15 protein-coding genes are annotated in these 16,156 nt (G+C 69.7%); 8 read left to right on the top strand and 7 right to left on the bottom strand.

The window, feature by feature from the left end:
- Positions 1–114: 114 nt before the first annotated feature.
- The 5 genes from ACQPYK_RS08140 to ACQPYK_RS08120 form a co-directional block, all read right to left on the bottom strand.
- Positions 115–1,701, bottom strand: a complete 1,587-nt coding sequence (locus ACQPYK_RS08140) for an acyl-CoA synthetase (protein WP_433252616.1) — start codon at positions 1,699–1,701, stop codon at positions 115–117.
- Positions 1,702–1,718: 17 nt separating this feature from the next.
- Positions 1,719–2,870: a thiolase domain-containing protein gene (locus ACQPYK_RS08135; RefSeq protein WP_433252613.1), complete on the bottom strand. Its 1,152-nt coding sequence runs from the start codon at positions 2,868–2,870 to the stop codon at positions 1,719–1,721.
- Between the two features lie 177 nt (positions 2,871–3,047).
- A complete protein-coding gene (locus tag ACQPYK_RS08130; RefSeq protein WP_433252610.1) occupies positions 3,048–4,067 on the bottom strand; it encodes a thiolase domain-containing protein in 1,020 nt (339 codons plus the stop codon).
- The gene (locus ACQPYK_RS08125; RefSeq protein WP_433252608.1) at positions 4,068–4,955 is read right to left on the bottom strand and encodes a Zn-ribbon domain-containing OB-fold protein; all 888 of its coding nucleotides are present in this window, start codon (positions 4,953–4,955) and stop codon (positions 4,068–4,070) included.
- Positions 4,956–5,024: 69 nt separating this feature from the next.
- Entirely contained in the window at positions 5,025–6,602 is a 1,578-nt protein-coding gene (locus tag ACQPYK_RS08120) for an acyl-CoA synthetase (protein ID WP_433252605.1), read from the bottom strand.
- Between the two features lie 525 nt (positions 6,603–7,127).
- Here ACQPYK_RS08120 and ACQPYK_RS08115 point away from each other — a divergent pair.
- From ACQPYK_RS08115 to ACQPYK_RS08100, 4 genes are all read left to right on the top strand, one after another.
- Positions 7,128–7,943, top strand: a complete 816-nt coding sequence (locus ACQPYK_RS08115; protein WP_433252602.1) for a crotonase/enoyl-CoA hydratase family protein — start codon at positions 7,128–7,130, stop codon at positions 7,941–7,943.
- A 256-nt stretch (positions 7,944–8,199) separates the two neighbouring features.
- Positions 8,200–8,724 (top strand): RICIN domain-containing protein, encoded by a 525-nt coding sequence (locus ACQPYK_RS08110; RefSeq protein WP_433252600.1) that lies wholly within the window; start codon positions 8,200–8,202, stop codon positions 8,722–8,724.
- Positions 8,725–9,290: 566 nt separating this feature from the next.
- Positions 9,291–9,725 carry an SSI family serine proteinase inhibitor gene (locus ACQPYK_RS08105; protein WP_433252597.1) on the top strand — a complete coding sequence of 145 codons (435 nt, stop codon included), beginning with the start codon at positions 9,291–9,293 and terminating at the stop codon, positions 9,723–9,725.
- A gap of 177 nt (positions 9,726–9,902) precedes the next feature.
- Complete coding sequence (locus ACQPYK_RS08100) at positions 9,903–10,352, top strand: hypothetical protein (RefSeq protein WP_433252594.1); 450 nt, start codon at positions 9,903–9,905, stop codon at positions 10,350–10,352.
- Between the two features lie 374 nt (positions 10,353–10,726).
- Here ACQPYK_RS08100 and ACQPYK_RS08095 read toward each other — a convergent pair whose 3' ends face one another.
- Positions 10,727–11,755 carry a LacI family DNA-binding transcriptional regulator gene (locus ACQPYK_RS08095; protein WP_433252591.1) on the bottom strand — a complete coding sequence of 343 codons (1,029 nt, stop codon included), beginning with the start codon at positions 11,753–11,755 and terminating at the stop codon, positions 10,727–10,729.
- Positions 11,756–11,863: 108 nt separating this feature from the next.
- Between ACQPYK_RS08095 and ACQPYK_RS08090 the strand changes: the two genes are divergently transcribed.
- From ACQPYK_RS08090 to ACQPYK_RS08075, 4 genes are read left to right on the top strand one after another with little or no spacing between them, the layout of a single operon-like run.
- The gene (locus ACQPYK_RS08090; RefSeq protein ID WP_433252588.1) at positions 11,864–12,745 is read left to right on the top strand and encodes an ABC transporter substrate-binding protein; all 882 of its coding nucleotides are present in this window, start codon (positions 11,864–11,866) and stop codon (positions 12,743–12,745) included.
- Positions 12,742–13,800, top strand: a complete 1,059-nt coding sequence (locus ACQPYK_RS08085; RefSeq protein WP_433252585.1) for an amino acid ABC transporter permease — start codon at positions 12,742–12,744, stop codon at positions 13,798–13,800. The genes ACQPYK_RS08090 and ACQPYK_RS08085 overlap by 4 nt, the downstream gene beginning before the upstream one ends.
- Complete coding sequence (locus ACQPYK_RS08080; protein WP_433252582.1) at positions 13,800–14,543, top strand: amino acid ABC transporter ATP-binding protein; 744 nt, start codon at positions 13,800–13,802, stop codon at positions 14,541–14,543. Before ACQPYK_RS08085 ends, ACQPYK_RS08080 begins: the two co-directional genes overlap by 1 nt.
- Positions 14,540–15,295 (top strand): type 1 glutamine amidotransferase, encoded by a 756-nt coding sequence (locus tag ACQPYK_RS08075; RefSeq protein WP_433252579.1) that lies wholly within the window; start codon positions 14,540–14,542, stop codon positions 15,293–15,295. Before ACQPYK_RS08080 ends, ACQPYK_RS08075 begins: the two co-directional genes overlap by 4 nt.
- Before the next feature lie 196 nt (positions 15,296–15,491).
- On the opposite strand, the gene ACQPYK_RS08070 is transcribed toward ACQPYK_RS08075, so the two are convergent.
- Complete coding sequence (locus tag ACQPYK_RS08070; RefSeq protein ID WP_433252576.1) at positions 15,492–15,860, bottom strand: hypothetical protein; 369 nt, start codon at positions 15,858–15,860, stop codon at positions 15,492–15,494.
- Positions 15,861–16,156 lie beyond the last annotated feature (296 nt).

Raw genomic sequence — 16,156 nt, 5'->3', positions numbered from 1 at the left:
GCCTTTCGTCACCGGAGGCGGCCACGCCGGGACACGGGGGCCATCCCTAAAGTAAGCGCTCTCCCTGACGGGAGCCAATCCTCTCCGTGAAGATCCCGGTCGGCGCCACGGCGATCAGGTCCGGGCGGCCTGGGCGGTCTCCCTGGCCCAGCGGTAGTCGGCCTTGCCCGCCGGGGAGCGGACCATCTCGTCGACGAAGGCGAAGGTCCGGGGCACCTTGTAGCCGGACAGCCTCCCGCGGCAGTGCGCGTCGAGCTCCCGCGCCGAGGGCGTCACGCCGGGGCGCAGCTCGACGACGGCGGCGACCCGGCTGCCCCAGCGCTCGTCGGGAATACCGGTGACGACGGCGTCGAAGACCGCCGGATGCCCCTTGAGCACCGCCTCGACCTCCTCGGGGAAGACCTTCTCCCCACCGGTGTTGATGCAGACCGAGCCACGACCGAAGATCGTGATGGTGCCGTCCTCCTCGACCTTGGCCATGTCGCCGGTGAGCAGCCAGCGCACGCCCGCCCGGTCGGTCACGAAGGTCCGGGCGGTCTTGGCCTCGTCCTTGTAGTAGCCGAAGGCGATCCGACCGCTCTTGGCGACCGTGCCCAGCTCGTCCCCGCCGGGCTTGACCGGCTCCAGGGACTCGTTGAGCACGACCAGGCCGGCGGAGGCGTTGGACTGGAACCGCTGGCCCGCCTCGGGAGAGGAGCCGGGGACCGCCGAGGCGGTGTAGCCCGACTCGCTGGAGCCGAAGCTGTCAATGATCATCCTGCCGGGCAGCAGCTCCTGGAGGCGGTCACGGACGGAGCCGGACAGGATCGCGCCGGTGGAACTGATCACGAGCAGCGACGACAGGTCGTAGGTGCCCGCGGCGATCTCGTCGGCCAGCGGGCGGGCCATCGCGTCACCGGTGATGTTGACCGTCAGGACCTTCTCCCGCTCGATCGCGCGCAGCACCTCGGCCGCGTCGAACTTACGGACGTAGACCATGGTGCCGCCCATCCACCAGGTGATGAAGGTGGCCATCTGTGCCGCGCCGTGCATCAGAGGGGCGGCCGCCAGCATGTTCATCGGCCCGGAGGCCACGGCCGCCTCGATCACCTCCCCCGGCGTGGCGCGTGGCTCCCCGTAGGGGTTGCCGCCGCCGAAGGCGAAGAACAGGTCCTCGGTCCGCCACATCACTCCCTTGGGCATCCCGGTCGTGCCGCCGGTGTAGATGACGTAGACGTCGTCGCCCGACCGTTCGGGGAATCCCCGCGTCTCCCGCCCGCCCGCCAGCGCGTCCCGGTACGGCACCGCCGCCTCGATCCCGGACGGGCCGCCCACCGCGATCAGGTGCCCGAGCCGGGGAGCCCGCGGGGCCGCGGCCGCCACCCGGTCGTCGAACTCCACGTCGAACAGCAGGGCCACGATGTCGGAGTCCCGGTAGAGGTAGAGCAGCTCCGCCTCGACGTAGCGGTAGTTCACGTTGACCGGCACGGCCCTGATCTTGAGCGTGGCCAGCAGTCCCACGACGTACTCGACGCCGTTGTAGAGGTGGATGCCGACGTGCTGGCCGGGGCGCACTCCCCGGTCCGCCAGGTGGTGCGCGAGCCGGTTGGCCGCCGCGTCCAGCTCGGCGTAGGTCATGCGGTCGCCGCCGCAGATGACGGCGGTGCGGTCCCCGATCGCGTCCGCGAGCCCCTCGAACAGATCTGCGTGGTTGAACTCCATCGGCCCCTCCCGGGGGATCAGGGTTTGTCGCTGCCGACCATCCACATCGCGAAGAACTGCGCGCCCCCGCCATAGGCGTGCCCCAGGGCCCGCCTGGCCCCGTCGACCTGGTGCTCCCCCGCCATCCCCCGAACCTGCAACGCCGCCTCGGCGAACCGGATCAGCCCGGACGCGCCGATCGGATTGCTCGACAGCACCCCGCCCGAGGCGTTCCACGGGATGTCGCCGTCCAGGGCCGTGGCCCCGGACTCGGTCAGCTTCCACCCCTCCCCCTCGGCGGCGAAGCCGAGGTTCTCCAACCACATCGGCTCGTACCAGGAGAAGGGCACGTACACCTCGGCCACGTCGATCTCCCGGCGCGGATCGGTGATCCCCGCCTGCCGGTAGACGTCGGCCGCGCAGTCCTTGCCGCCCTGCGGATTCACGGTGTCCCGTCCGGCCCGGAAGATCGGCTCGGAGCGCATCGCCGTACCCAGGACCCAGGCGGGATTGCCGCCGGTGACCTTGTCCTCGGCGGACAGGACCATCGCGCACGCGCCGTCCGAGGAGGGACAGGTGTCCAGGTAGCGGATCGGCTCCCAGAGCATCGGGGTCGACTCGACCATCTTCCGGTCGATTCCGGGGATCTTCAGGTGGGCGTAGGGGTTCTTCAGGGCGTTACGCCGGTCCTTGACCGCCACCAGGTGACCGATGTGCTCGGGCGCGCCGGACCTGCGGATGTACTCGCGGATGTGCGGGGCGAAGTAACCGCCCGCGCCGACCACCAGCGAGGCGCTGAACGGCAGGTGCGTGGACAGGGCCCAGGTCGCGTTGGACTCCGACTGCTTCTCGAAGGCCACCACCAGCACCCGGTCGTGCACGCCGCCCTGGATCAACGAGGCGCCGACCAGAGCCGTGGACCCGCCGACCGAACCGGCGGTGTGCACGCGCATCATCGGCTTGCCCGCGGCGCCGAGCGCGTCGGCCAGATAGGCCTCCGGCATCATCACGCCCTCGAACAGATCGGGCGCCTTGCCGATGACGACGGCGTCGACGTCCTTCCAGGTCAGGCCGGCGTCCTCCAGCGCGCGCAGCGCCGCCTCACGGACCAGCCCGGCGATCGAGACGTCCCGCCGCGTGGTCGTGTAATGAGTCTGGCCGATCCCGATGACCGCACAAGGCCTACCCATGGTCGCTCACCGCTCCTCGCCCGCTCCGCGGGCCGCTCGTACCTCACGGACCACTGCGCTCACCACGTCGGATTCACTCCGGCCCATGGTCGCTCACCGCTCCTCGCCCGCTCCGCGGGCCGCTCGTACCTCACGGACCACTGCGCTCACCACGTCGGGTTCACTCCGCCTCATCGGTCAGGCCTCCAGCACCGTGACGAGGTTGTGCTGCAGGCAGGGGCCGCTGGAGGCGTGTCCGACGGTACGGCTCGCGCCGCCGTCCAGGATGCGCTGGGCGGCCTCACCGATCCTGATCAGTCCGGTGGCCATGACCGGGTTCGCCGCCAGCGGCCCGCCGCTCGGGTTGACGGCCGTGGCCTCGGGAAGCTCCAGCGCCTGGCGGAGGATAAGCTCCTCGTGGCTGAACTGGGCGTGGAGTTCGGCCACGTCGACATGACCCTTGCCGACCCCCGCCGCTCGTGCGGCTTCGGCGGCGGAGGCCGACCGGGCGAGGTCTCTCATGCCCAGGTAATGCGGTTCTATGCGATGGGCCAGGCCCGTTATCCACGCCGGGCGCTCGCACAGCTCTCTGGCCAGGTCCCCGGCCGCCAGCACCACCGCGGCGGCGCCGTCGGTGATCGGGGCGATGTCGTACGGCCGCAGCGGCTCCACCTCGAAGGCGTCCCCGGCGGGATCGGGCAGGTCGAGGGCGTAGGGGTTGACCCGGCCGTCGGCGCGGCTGCGCCGTACGATCTCGTCCAGCGCGGCACGGTCGGCCCCGGCCGCCGAGGCCTGGAGCGCGGCGAAGGAGACCTGGTCGAGTCCGAGCGGGGCCAGATAGTAGGGGTCGAGCTGGAGCGTCATGATCTCCCGCAGGTCCCCCTGGGAGGACTTGCCGAAGCCGTAGACGAGCGCCGAGTCGACGTCGCCGTGCTGGAGTCTGACCCAGGCCTCGTACAGCGCCCAGGCGGCGTCCATCTCCACGTGACTTTCGGAGATCGGCGGCCAGGCGCCGAGGGCGTCGAGCGCGGAGACGAAGGAGAACGGCGCGCCCGCCAGGTAGTCGCACGACCCTGAGCAGGTGAAACCGAACTTGCGCAGGCCGGTCTTCCGCCTGACCTCCTCCAGCGGGGGGAGGATCAGCTCGGACTCGCTGTGTCCCTCGTCGGTCGCGCTGTGGTGGGTCTGCGCGAACGCGACGACCGCAATCTCACGCATCTACAGCTCCGCGTCCGGCTCGCCGGTGGGGGCGAACCACTTGATGTTGTCCATGGACGGCGTCCACTCCCCCTCGGGGATCCACACGGCCCGCACCCGCATGCCCTGCCGTACCTCGTGGGCCGGCACCCCGCCGACCAGGGCGATCATGGGGACGTCCGAGCCGTCCAGCAGGATGTAGGCCGAGACGAACGGCACCTCGGGGGCGCGCGGATCGGGCAGGTTGTTGATCGCGAAAGTGGTGATCGTGCCGGTGTCCGGCAGCTCGACCTCTTCGGTGATCGTGACGCCGCACTCGGGGCAGGAGAGCCGGTGGGGCACGTAGACCTTGTGGCAGGAGCCGCACCGGCAGCCGATGAACACCCCTTCCGCGACACCCTCCAGGAAGCGGCTGAGCGCCAGGCCGGGTTTGAGGACGTACTCGCCGCGAACCGGGGAAACGATCTTGGTGATCTCGGGGACGAAGCTCTCGATGTCGGTGATCTGCCCGGTGCGCTCGGCCCGCCAGCGAGGACGGACCCGCAGGCCGGGGCGCATGGCCTTGACATCACCGGCGTCCACCGCGTGGACGAGCGCGGTGTCGGCCCCGTCCAGCCGGATCATGGCCCAGGCGAAGGGCCGGTCCAGCGGGTGACCCTTTCGCGGGGTGTGCACCCACGACCAGCTCTCGACCGTCCCCGCCGGTCCCACTTCGACGAACTCCCCGGTGACCGCGTCACCGGTGTCGGGGTCGTACTCCAGCGGGGGCACCAGCGTCCGGCCGCCGGCCGTGCGGACCCCGACGACGCGCCCGTCCCGCAACTCGGTGAGGAAGCGCCCGATCACCGGCCCCGTCGTGCGGGTGTAGCCGCCGGGGAACTCGAGCACGTGTCGTGCCTGCAGGGTCATCCGCGCTCCCCCTCCTCCACCGGGTGCCGCGGCCCCGCGGGCGCGGGACCGTCCTGATCGGGATGTCTGTCAGATCGCACGGTCTCGCCCTTCCCAGTACGGGTCGCGCAGCTTGCGCTTGAGGAGCTTGCCGTTGGGCTCGCGCGGCATCTCCTCGATGAAGTCGATGGATTTGGGCCACTTCATCTTCGACAGGCGGCCCCTGAGCGATTCGATGAGCTCCGCGGCGAGCTCGGGCGAGGGGGCGATACCGGGTGCGGGCTCGACCACCGCCTTGATCTGCTCGCCCCACTCCTCGTCGGGAATGCCGAACACCGCCACGTCTGCGATCTTCGGATGGATCATCAGCTCGTTCTCGATCTCGGCCGGGTAGATGTTGGCCCCGCCCGAGATGATCATGTCGGCCTTGCGGTCACAGAGGAACAGGAAGCCTTCCTCGTCGAGGTAGCCGATGTCGCCGACGGTGAAATGGTCCTTCAGGCGGTTGGCCTCGGTCTTGTCCCGGTCGCCCTTGTACTCGAAGCGAACGCCCGTCATCTTCATGTAGATCGTCCCCGGGGTTCCGGTCGGGACCGGCTCCAGGTTCTCGTCCACGATGAGCAGTTCGCTGATCGGCCAGGCGGTTCCGACGGTGCCGGGGTGCTTCTTCCAGCCCTCCGGGGTGGCGATCGTGCCGCCGCCCTCGGTCGCGGCGTAGTACTCGTAGATGCAGTCGCCCCACCACTCGAACATCGCCCACTTGACCGGGACCGGGCAGGGCGCGGCGGCGTGGATCATCCATCTCAGGGAGGACAGGTCGTAGCGGCTCCTGACCTCCTCGGGCAGCGCGAGCAGGCGTTTGAAGTGGGTGGGGACCATGTGCGAGTTGCTGACGCGATACCTCTCGCAGAGCCGGAGCGTCTCCTCGGCGTCCCACCTGTCCATGTAGACGAGCGTGTGGCCCATGTGCAGGGCCGTGCCGCCGAACTGGGTGACGGCGGTGTGGTAGTTCGGCGAGGTGACCAGGTGGGCGTTCTCCTTGCCCGGGGTGATGCCGAACATGCCGAGCAGGAACGTCATCATCTCGGCGGCGTCGTCCGGGTCCAGGCCGCTGAGCGGCCGGCGCACGCCCTTGGGTTTGCCGGTGGTGCCCGAGGTGTAGTGCATGGTGGCGCCCGCCGTGCGGTCGGCGGGAGCGGTGACGGGCCGGCCGCCGGTCAGCTCCGAGACCGGACGCACCCCCTCGGCCGGCCCCAGGCGCCGGAACTCGGCGAGCCGCCCGAACGCGAAGACCCGGTCGCGGGCGATGCCCGACTCGGCGACGCCGCGCAGACCTTCCTCCGCGTGACGCTCGTCGATGAAGAACGCCCGGGCCTCGCTGTCGGCGACGATGTAGCCGATCTCGGGACCGGTGAGGTGCCAGTTGACGGGTGTGTAGTACCACCCGGCCTGCAGCGCGGCCAGGTAGAGCACCAGCCCGTCGGCGCCGTTCGGAACCAGGCCGCAGAACCCGTCGCCGGGCTTCAGTCCCAGTTCCCGCAGGCCGTGCACGAGCTGGTTGGCGCGGGCGAGCAGGTCCGCGGCCCGGTGTTCGGTGCCGTCCGGGTCCACCGCGGCGATCCATTCCGGATCCGCCTGCGCCAGCCTCCAGAAGCCGAGCGTGCCCATCGGAAATCCTCTCTCGTCGAAAGGCCCCGGATCGCCGAAGTGAATCACGTTCTAGATATTTGGGAAAGACTCTGGCGGTACGGGAGGAATGGAACAAGAATCTGTTCTCGTACGCAGGGGCAGACTAACCCGTCGAGACATACCTAGCAAGCGCTTGATCAAGGATTTGGGCTCGGCCGTGATTCCGGCACCACCCCTCTCCGAACAGCCTGAATCAGCGGAGATGAACGGGCAAGGACCGCTTGCGGCCATCACCCACCCGGCCAGCACGACCAGCCAGCGCCCGCACGCACACCGCGAGTAGCGCACCTCCCCTTCGGAGGTGTGATGGACGGACGCCGGGGCGTCCACCGGACGTTCACATGACGGACAACCGAGCCGCCGTACCGCCGAGATGTCGATGGTCATGCCCTCAGGGTGGTGTCACGGTTCAATACGCTTCAACCCTTACAGCGAGCTGGCGGCGCGGGCGCGGTCGGATCTAGGATCACCTAACAAGCGCTTGCTAAAACAATGGAGGCCGTCATGCAACTGCTGCCGATCAGCACGCCGCACTGCCGGATCGAACGCGACGGCCACGTCGTCGTCGTCACGATGAACCGGCCGGAGGCGAAGAACGCGCTCTCCTCCGACATGCTGGTCGGCCTGGCCGACGCGTGGGCCTACGTCTCGGACGAACCCGAGGTCCGCGTCGCCGTGCTGACCGGCGCGGACGGGACCTTCTGCGCGGGCGCCGACCTGAAGGCCATGGGCACCCCGTCGAGCGACCCCGCGGTCCGCAAGCGCGCCGCGGAGATCCCCGACTTCCACTGGAAGGGCCTGCTCCGCGACTCCGACGCGCTGCCCGCCAAGCCGATCGTCTGCGCGGTCGAGGGCCATGCCGTGGCCGGAGGCACCGAACTGCTCGTCGGCACCGACCTGCGGGTGATCGCCGAGTCGGCCACCCTCGGCCTGTTCGAGGCCCGCCGCGCGCTGTTCCCGATGGGCGGCTCGGCGATCCGGCTTCCCCGCCAGATCCCCTACGCCTTCGCCATGGACATCCTGCTGACCGGCCGGGCCGTCACCGCCCGGGAGGCGCTCGGCATGGGCCTGGTCAACCGCGTCGTCCCGGACGGCCAGGCGCTGGCGGTCGCCCTGGAGATCGCCGCCCAGGTCGCCGAGTGCGGGCCGCTCGCCGTACAGGCCATCCTGCGCACCTACCGCGAGACGCTCGGCCTGCCCGAAACCGAGGCCCTGAAGGTCTCCGACGCCATCGGCTGGCCGGTGATCGGCTCGGAGGACGCCAAGGAGGGCTCCCGAGCTTTCAAAGAGAGGCGTCCGGCCGTCTACCGCGGCAAGTGACCCGGGGGGCGTGACCGTCCGGGATCCCGGCCGTCTACCGCGGCAGGTGACCCCGGGGCGTGACCGTCCGGGGACGTCCCGGCCGGCGGCGGGAGGAACCGGGCCTCGGAGGGAGGCGGGCCCTCACCTGATCCGCGACCGGCGACGCCGGGCCGTGATGCGACACGACGACGGCTACGGGGCGTGACTCATCGATACGGCGGGTCACTCATGCTACGAAGAACGAGTCGATCTTCCAAGCGCCCCAGGAGGCCTGATGACACTCGTTCGCGCTGGTCACGCCATTGCCCTTGCCGCTTTTCTCTTCGCCGGACCACTCATGGCCCCGGCGGCGAACGCCGACGCCCCAGGGACACCCGAGGCCAGATTCTCGGCGACCCTCGTGGCCCGGCACAGTGACAAGTGCCTGGACGTCTACGGCGGCAGCACCCGGAACGGGGCCGACGTGATCCAGTGGACCTGCACGGGCGGCCTCAACCAGGACTGGAGCCTGGTGGCGACCGACAGCGGCTACTACACCATCGAGGCCGCGCACAGCGGCAAGTGCCTGGACGTGTACGGCGGCAGCACCCGGAACGGGGCCGACGCGATCCAGTGGACCTGCGCGGGCACCCCCAACCAGCAGTGGAAGCTCGTCCAAGAGGACGACGGCTACTTCAGCGTCGTCGCCCGGCACAGCGGCAAGTGCCTGGACGTCTACGGCGGCGGCACGTCGGACGGGGCCGACGTGATCCAGTGGACCTGCGCGGGCACCCCCAACCAGCAGTGGAGGCTCGCCTGAGCCGACGGCTGGAACGCGGCACCGCCGGCACCCGCTTCCGGGTGCCGGCGGTGCCGCCGGCCGTCCGGCCGGAGACGACGCCGTCCGGACAGTGACGACGCCGTCCGGACAGTGACGATGCCAGCCGGACAGTGACGACGCCGACCTGACGATGACGCGTCACGATTCCCCTGTGACCTATGTCACCTGGATGAAAAAGGTCCCGCCGGGGAGAGGTCCGGCCGCCGAAATCCCGCACATCTTTCCTGATTTCCAATGAAGGCATGACCTGGGTTGTCGCGGCGAAAACGAGCTTCCCCGGTCACGCGTCGCCCATTTACGGTCGCGGGGCCGGTTCATAAGAAATCTCTTTTTCTATTGAATCATCAACGAGTTGGCCGAATGCGGACAGCCGTCGAGTTGCTCGATAGATATTCTCGTTCTAGCATCACGAAGCGAAAGGATCTACGGCCTACCGGCGACGGATCCTCGGCCCTTTCCTCCTCGGGATGAGGCGGCAATTCACAGATCCGCCGCCTCGTCAAACCGAATACCGCGACCGCGGTAAACATTTACTGGAGGCAACAATGCGAATCTGGCGACCCATTAACGGTCGCGTCAGGTGGCTGTCCCTGGCCGCCGTGGCGAGTCTGGTGCCGCTGCTCGGCGCCGCGCCGGCCATGGCCACCTCCTCGGCGCCGCACGACCCCGTCGGTGCCTATCTCCTGACGGTGGCCCCCGAAGACGACGCGAACACCGATCCGCTCAGGACGGCGACCCTGGTGTGCGGCCCGGACGGGGGCACGCACGTCAACCCGGCGACCGCCTGCGAGCAGCTCCGCCGCGCCGCGGGCCGAGTGGGCGGCGTCCCCGAAGAGCCCGGCCCGTGCACCCGGGAATACGCCCCCGTCCGCGTCACCGCCACCGGAACCTGGAATGGCCGGAAGCATCGATACACGCGGACATATCCGAACCGGTGCACCGCGATACGCGCCACCGGAGGCGTGCTCTTCGCTTTCTGAGTCGCAGGCCGCCGCGAACGCGGGGCATCCTTGCGACAATTCCCACGTTACCGGTGCGTGAACAACCGGTTTTTGCGCCGACGGCGCATGTTCTATTTCGTGATGCCTCGGCGCGAATTCATCAGAGAATTCACCGGCGAGCCCAGAGATGCTCGCATTCGTCGAAAGGACATGTTCATGTTGAAGCACATGGTCGCGATGGCCGCCCTGGCGGTGGCGACGATCGGCCCGGTGACGGCCTGGGCCGAAACGGCGCCGGCCGTGACCGACCTTCCGGCGGTGATGGCCGACTACGAGAAATCAGGCGGCTTCGCCGGAATCCACCACACGATCACGATAGATCGGTACGGCAAGGCCCATGGCGTCGCCGCCACCACGGCCGCCGACTTCCAGCTCACCGCGGAGGAGCTCCAGTCCCTGCGGCGCGGGCTCGGCGGCATCTCGACGTGGGACTCCTCACAGGCGGGCTGCGACGTCTCCGATCACTTCACCTACACCCTGAGCTACCGCGGCCGGCACGCCACCCGCTGTCACGAGCTGCCGTCCGACTGGCGACCCGCGATCGCCCAGTTCGAGGAGATGGTCGCCCGTCACCTCACCATCCGCTCCACGGCGCACGGCCACTGAGATCCGCGCAGGCGGACGGACGACCGCCGCAGACGGGACCGCCGAGCGCCCGTTGCCGGAGGCGAGGGCCGGCAACCGCGCACCACCCACGACGGTGGACGGCGCGCATGAGGTGATTTCCGCGGCAGGACGGTGAGCGTGCTTTCCGCCTCACCGGCGTGCGTCCTTGGAATGCGACGGTTCGGGCCCCGAAGGGCCCGGCGGTGGCGCCGCCCGGCGACCCGACCGATGATCTCGGTCTCCGTCCGGGTGGCGTCACCGCACCGGGGGACTCCGGGATCCGTCCGGGTGGCGTCACCGCACCGGGGGACTCCGGGATCCGTCCCGCCGAGGGACGGGGCCCCGTGGTCACCACCCGCCTCACGGCCAGGTGATCATTCGCGGACGGTCCGCTCGGAAGCCGCTCCGCCGCCGGTACCGGGACGGTCGGTCGACTCCCTGATCACCAGCCGGGTGGGAACCCGAAGCCCTCCCGGCTCCCCTCCGTGCAGGACATCGATGAGCGCGGCGGCGGCCACGGCCCCACGGCGCTCCGCCTCGAAACTGAGCACGGTCAACGGGACCTCCCAGTGTTTGTCCTCGGCGGTCTCGCACATGATCGTGACCAGCAGGTCTCCGGGAATGGAGAGACCGAGCCTGCGGGCGGCGCCGAGCAGTGCCTCGCCGTACGTCTCGTTGAGCCCGTGCACCGCGTCGGGCCGGTCCGGGCGTGACAGCAGCCGCTCGGCCGCTGCGGCGGGGTTCTCTCCGGGCTGGAGCGCCTCGATGATCACGGGATTGCCGTGCGTCCCGGACCAGGATCGATACGCTTTATCGGTGTCGAGGGTGTAGGAGTCGGGTTCGGTGCCGGTGAGCAGCGCGATGCGTGAGGCCCCCGAGTCGCGCAGGCGGCCGAGCAGGGTCTGCAGGGTCCGGTCGGAGTCGCTCTCGACGACGGGCACGTCGGCGAAGTCCAGGTCGAGGGGCTTGCCGTCGGCCACCACGGGTTTGCCCCGCCTGCGGCACTCGGCCATGATCGGGTCGCCGTGCGCGGGGTCCACGACGATCACACCGTCCAGGGGGACCTTGCCCCAGAGGGTGGTGGGCAGGACCACCACCGCGTGGTCGCGCTCGACCGCGAGCATGGTCGCCCCGGAGATGAACGCGGCGTAATAGGGCCGGTAGGTGTGCTCCCAATGCCGCGAGCTGACGTGCTCGACCAGGATGCCGATCACGCCGACCCTGCCGGAGGCGAGCCCGGCCGCGATCGGGTCCGGCTGGTAGCCGAGCCTCTCCGCCGCCGCCCGCACCGCGTCTCGCGTGCTCTCCGAGACCCGGCCCTTGCCGCTCAGGGCGTGGGAGACCGTCGTGATCGACAGCCCGGTTGCCCGGGCGACGTCACGGATGCCGATGCGAGTGACCATCTAGGCATAGTGCCACGGGTGAGAAAACGTTTTGGCAACATTCCTTGACTCTGCCAAAACGCTTTTGCAATGGTTCCGCCAGGCCCCCAATCCAGGAGAGATGTGCCAATGGTCACTACTCGTTCCAGCATCGTCGCCGTAGGCCTGCTGGCACTGCTGCTCACCGCCGGATGCGGCGCGTCGTCCACCTCGGCCAACACGACCGAGGCGAGCGGCGACTCGTACGGAGACTGCAAGGTCACCGGCAAGCGCGGCGAGTTCACGCTCAAGCCCGTCGTCGCGGACACGCTGAGCGTGCAGGGCGACCTGCCCTCTCCGGGCTGGTGGAACGGCGACACCGTCGCCGCCATCAAGGACGGCTACGAATACTGCATGGCCGCCAACATCGCCTACCGGGCAGGACTGTCCAAGCTGGCGATCGAGAACACGCCTTTTGACGCCCTCGTCTCGGGCCGCACCCAGAACTTCGACATGGCCCTGGCCGAGATCTCCATCACCGACGAACGCAAGAAGGTCGTCAACTTCTCCGCGCCTTACTTCGCCTCCAACATCGGCGTGATGGTGAAGAAGGGGGCGTCCGTCACCGCCGGGAACATCCGGACGCTCCGGCTCGGCGTCAAGCAGGGCACGGCGGGCGCGCTGTGGGTGGCCGGCACCCTCAAGCCGGAGCAGCAGCCCAAGGTCTTCGCCAACGACGCGGAGATGAGCGCCGCGCTCCAGGCCGGCCAGATCGACGCGGCCTTCCAGGACGTGGCCATCATGCTCGGCTCGGCCGTCAAGTCGAACGGCCTGCTCGATGTCGTCGGCCAGTACAGCACCGGGGAGTCCTACGGCGCCCTGTATCCGAAGGACTCGGTGAACGCCGAGACGATCAACAAGATCATTGAGCAGATGAAGGCCGACGGGACCCTCGACCGGCTCTCGTCGGCATACCTGTCCAAGGCCTTCGGCGGCGACCCGGGCCGGATCCCGCTCTGGCAGGCGTCGTGACGGCGACGGCCCAGCCCGTCCCGACACCGGGCTGGGGAGCGGCCCTCGCCGGGCTCGCGGCGGCGACGGTCGCCACGGTGGCCACCTGGTCCGTCGCGGCCGCCCTCTTCGAAGCGGCCGGTCCCGGCCTCTGGCGATGGACACTGGGCGCCGTCGCCCTGGCGGGCGCCGTGGCCGTGCTGCTCGTCTACCGCCCGGCGCTGGACGCCTGGCGCTGTTCGAGCCGGTGCGCCGCCTCGGCGGACGTCGTGGAGAAGCGGGGCCTGGCGGCGCGCGTGCGCGAGTCCGCCTGGACCGCGTCCGGCACGTCGTTCGCCATCCTGTGCGCCCTCGCCCTGCTCGTCTTCGTGCTCGCGAACGACGCCGCCGTGCAGCGGACGTTCTTCCAGGGCGAGCTGATCGGCACGAGCACCCTCGACATCGTCCGGGCCTTCGGCACGAACCTGTTCATCGCCGTCGTGGCACAGGTCATCGTGCTGGTCTGGGGACTGGTCCTGGCCCTCGCCCGGCTCGCCCCCGGCCGCGTGGGGCGGCCCATCCGCGCTCTGGCGATCGTCTACATCGACGTCATCCGGGCGGTGCCCGCGATCATCGTCATCTACCTCATCGGCTTCGGCCTGCCGATCGCGCAGATCCCGGTGCTCTCCGGCCTGAGCCAGACCTGGTACGCCATCCTCGCGCTGACGGTCGTCTACGGTGCCTACGTCGCCGAGGTGTTCCGCTCGGGCATCGAGAGCGTGCACCCGAGCCAGGTGTCGGCCTCGCGTTCCCTCGGTTTCTCCCATCTGGCGACGATGCGCCACGTCGTGGTGCCGCAGGCGACCAGACGGGTCGTCCCGCCCCTGCTCAACGACTTCATCGGCCTGCAGAAGGACACCGCGCTGGTCAACGTGATCGGCACGATCGACGCCTTCAACCAGGCCAAGATCTTCTCCGCGAACCACTTCAACCTGTCGTCGGTCACGGTCGTCGCGGGCCTGTTCATCCTGATCACGATTCCGCAGGCGCGCCTCGTCGACCGGCTGATCGCGCGCGACAAGGCCCGGGGGGCGTGATGGCGTTCCTTGAGATCACCGGACTGCGCAAGAGCTACGGAGAGCACGAGGTCCTGCGCGGCATCGACCTGTCGATGGAGCAGCACGAGGTGGTCTGCCTCATCGGAGCCTCGGGCAGCGGCAAGTCCACTCTTCTGCGCTGCGTCAACGCCCTGGAGACGATCGACGGCGGCCGGATCAGGCTCGACGGCGAAGTCGTCTCCGGACCCGGGGTGGACGTCAACCTGCTCCGCCGCGACGTCGGGATGGTCTTCCAGAGCTACAACCTGTTCCCGCACATGAGCGTGCTCGACAACGTCACGCTCGCACCGATCCGGCTCGGAGGGCTCTCCCGCGAGGAGGCCACGAAGAGGGCGATGGCACTGCTGGAGCGCGTCGGCCTGGCGGACCGGGCGGGCGCCTTCCCCGACCGGCTCTCCGGCGGCCAGCAGCAGCGCGTGGCCATCGTGCGCACGCTCGCCATGGAGCCCCGGGTCCTCCTGCTCGACGAGATCACCGCCGCGCTGGACCCCGAGCTCGTCGCCGAGGTGCTCGGCATCGTCCGGCAGCTCGCCGCCGAGGGCATGACCATGCTGCTCGCCACCCACGAGATGAGCTTCGCCCGGGAGGTGGCCGACACGGTCTGCTTCCTTCACCAGGGCAGCCTCCTGGAGCAGGGCCCACCCGAACAGATCTTCACCGAACCCGCAGAGGAGCGCACCCGAATGTTCCTGAAGTCGATCATCGCGGCAGGCCGCCTGTGATCCTCGCGATCCAGCACGAGGACGGCACCGGACCCGGCCTGGTCGGCGAGCGCATCGCGGCGGCCGGCGTCGCGCTGGACCTGCGGTGCCCCTTCCAGGGCGACGACCTGCCCTCGACCCTTGAGGGGTACGAAGGACTGCTCGTCCTCGGCGGCACCCCGGGCACCTACGACGTCGACATCGCGCCCTGGCTACCGCACGCCCGTGACCTGCTGCGCGAAGCCGTACGCGATCAGGTGCCCACGCTCGGGGTCTGCCTCGGCGGGCAGTTGCTCGCCGCCGCCTGCGGCGGCGAGGTCGCGGTCGCCGCGCGGCCCCAGGTCGGGCTGTACGGCCTGCGCGCCCATCCCGCCGCCGCGGACGACCGGCTCTTCGCCGGCTTCCCCGCGGACGGGCAGGCCGTCCAGTGGCACTGGGACGAGATCACATCGCTGCCCCCGGGGGCCGTGCCCCTGCTGTGGGACGCGGACTTCCCCTTCCAGGCCTACCGGCTGGGTCCGGTGGCGTGGGGCGTGCAGTTCCATCCCGAAGTCCTGCTCGACTCGGCTCGGGCATGGGCCAAGGACGAGTCGGGCAAGCTCGCACGGCTGGGAGTGGACGTGGCCGGGATGCTCTGTCGGATCGAGGCCGCCGAACCGGCCCTGCGGGCGCTCTGGGGCGGCGTGGCCGACCGCTGGATCGGCGTCGTCGGTTCTCACCCTGCCGCGCCCGGGGCCGATCATCGGGAAACCGCGATGAGGCCGGCGGAGTAGGCGATGATCACCGGCTGAACCCGGTCACGGGCGTCGAGCCTGACCGGCGGGCACCAGGTCACCGGCGTGAGATCTGGCCGGCGGGCACCAGGTCACCGGCGTCGAGCCTGACCGGCGGGCACCAGGTCACCGGTGTCAGACCTGGCCGGCGGGCACCCGGCACGGATGCCCGCCGTTCCCGGCGCGATGCGGCCCGTCACGCGGGCTGGTCCCAGATGCTGGTCGCGTCCGTCTCCCGGCGTGCGGGCGCGGACTGCTCCAGGGGCCATTCGAGCACCGAGCGCGCGTTCTCCAGGTCGTCGGTGGCGATGACGATCCGCACTCCCCCGAAGGTGGTGTAGGCGAGGTCGATGTTGACGTTCGCGTCGGCGAGCTGCCGGACCAGCTCGCCGAGCGTTCCCGGCCGATCCTCGATGTCCACCACCAGCACCGGTCGCTCGTCGGCGATTCCCATGCCGGCGCCTTCGAGCGCCTCCCGGCATCTGGCCGCGGCCGCGTCGTCGACGAGCAGGTGAACGATGCCCTTGCCCTCGCCCGTGAAGGCCGCCAGGCCCTGGATGCTCACGCCGCACTCACCGGTGACTTCCCCTAATCGGGCCAGCTCCCCCGGTTGATCGCTAAGAATGACGGCTATATCCGTGGGCATCGCCCCTCAATATTCTCATTAACTCACAAAAACGACAATCCACCCCTCGCCTGCCGTCGTCGCCCGGTCGCCGCACCGGGAGGCCCGCGGGATCCGTCTGCGCGTCCACATTTATATAAGGGCTGTTATATTAGCGCTGTGATATTTTTTGGCCCCATCGCGCCACCTGGACGACGGCAGGCGCTTCACGTCCGGCCGGCCTCCACACCGGCGGA

The organism is Streptosporangium sp. CA-135522 (assembly GCF_050949235.1).
Lineage (GTDB): Bacteria > Actinomycetota > Actinomycetes > Streptosporangiales > Streptosporangiaceae > Streptosporangium.
The sequence above is the reverse complement of the archived record's forward strand: the minus strand, read 5'-3'. Positions and strand labels throughout refer to the sequence as shown.

Coding starts and splice junctions, on each gene's coding strand:
- ACQPYK_RS08105 (WP_433252597.1), top strand. CDS start 9,291: ATGCGAATCTGGCGACCCATTAACGGTCGCGTCAGGTGGCTGTCCCTG.
- ACQPYK_RS08090 (WP_433252588.1), top strand. CDS start 11,864: ATGGTCACTACTCGTTCCAGCATCGTCGCCGTAGGCCTGCTGGCACTG.
- ACQPYK_RS08125 (WP_433252608.1), bottom strand. CDS start 4,955: ATGACCCTGCAGGCACGACACGTGCTCGAGTTCCCCGGCGGCTACACC.
- ACQPYK_RS08100 (WP_433252594.1), top strand. CDS start 9,903: ATGTTGAAGCACATGGTCGCGATGGCCGCCCTGGCGGTGGCGACGATC.
- ACQPYK_RS08140 (WP_433252616.1), bottom strand. CDS start 1,701: ATGGAGTTCAACCACGCAGATCTGTTCGAGGGGCTCGCGGACGCGATC.
- ACQPYK_RS08115 (WP_433252602.1), top strand. CDS start 7,128: ATGCAACTGCTGCCGATCAGCACGCCGCACTGCCGGATCGAACGCGAC.
- ACQPYK_RS08110 (WP_433252600.1), top strand. CDS start 8,200: ATGACACTCGTTCGCGCTGGTCACGCCATTGCCCTTGCCGCTTTTCTC.
- ACQPYK_RS08120 (WP_433252605.1), bottom strand. CDS start 6,602: ATGGGCACGCTCGGCTTCTGGAGGCTGGCGCAGGCGGATCCGGAATGG.
- ACQPYK_RS08080 (WP_433252582.1), top strand. CDS start 13,800: ATGGCGTTCCTTGAGATCACCGGACTGCGCAAGAGCTACGGAGAGCAC.
- ACQPYK_RS08095 (WP_433252591.1), bottom strand. CDS start 11,755: ATGGTCACTCGCATCGGCATCCGTGACGTCGCCCGGGCAACCGGGCTG.
- ACQPYK_RS08130 (WP_433252610.1), bottom strand. CDS start 4,067: ATGCGTGAGATTGCGGTCGTCGCGTTCGCGCAGACCCACCACAGCGCG.
- ACQPYK_RS08135 (WP_433252613.1), bottom strand. CDS start 2,870: ATGGGTAGGCCTTGTGCGGTCATCGGGATCGGCCAGACTCATTACACG.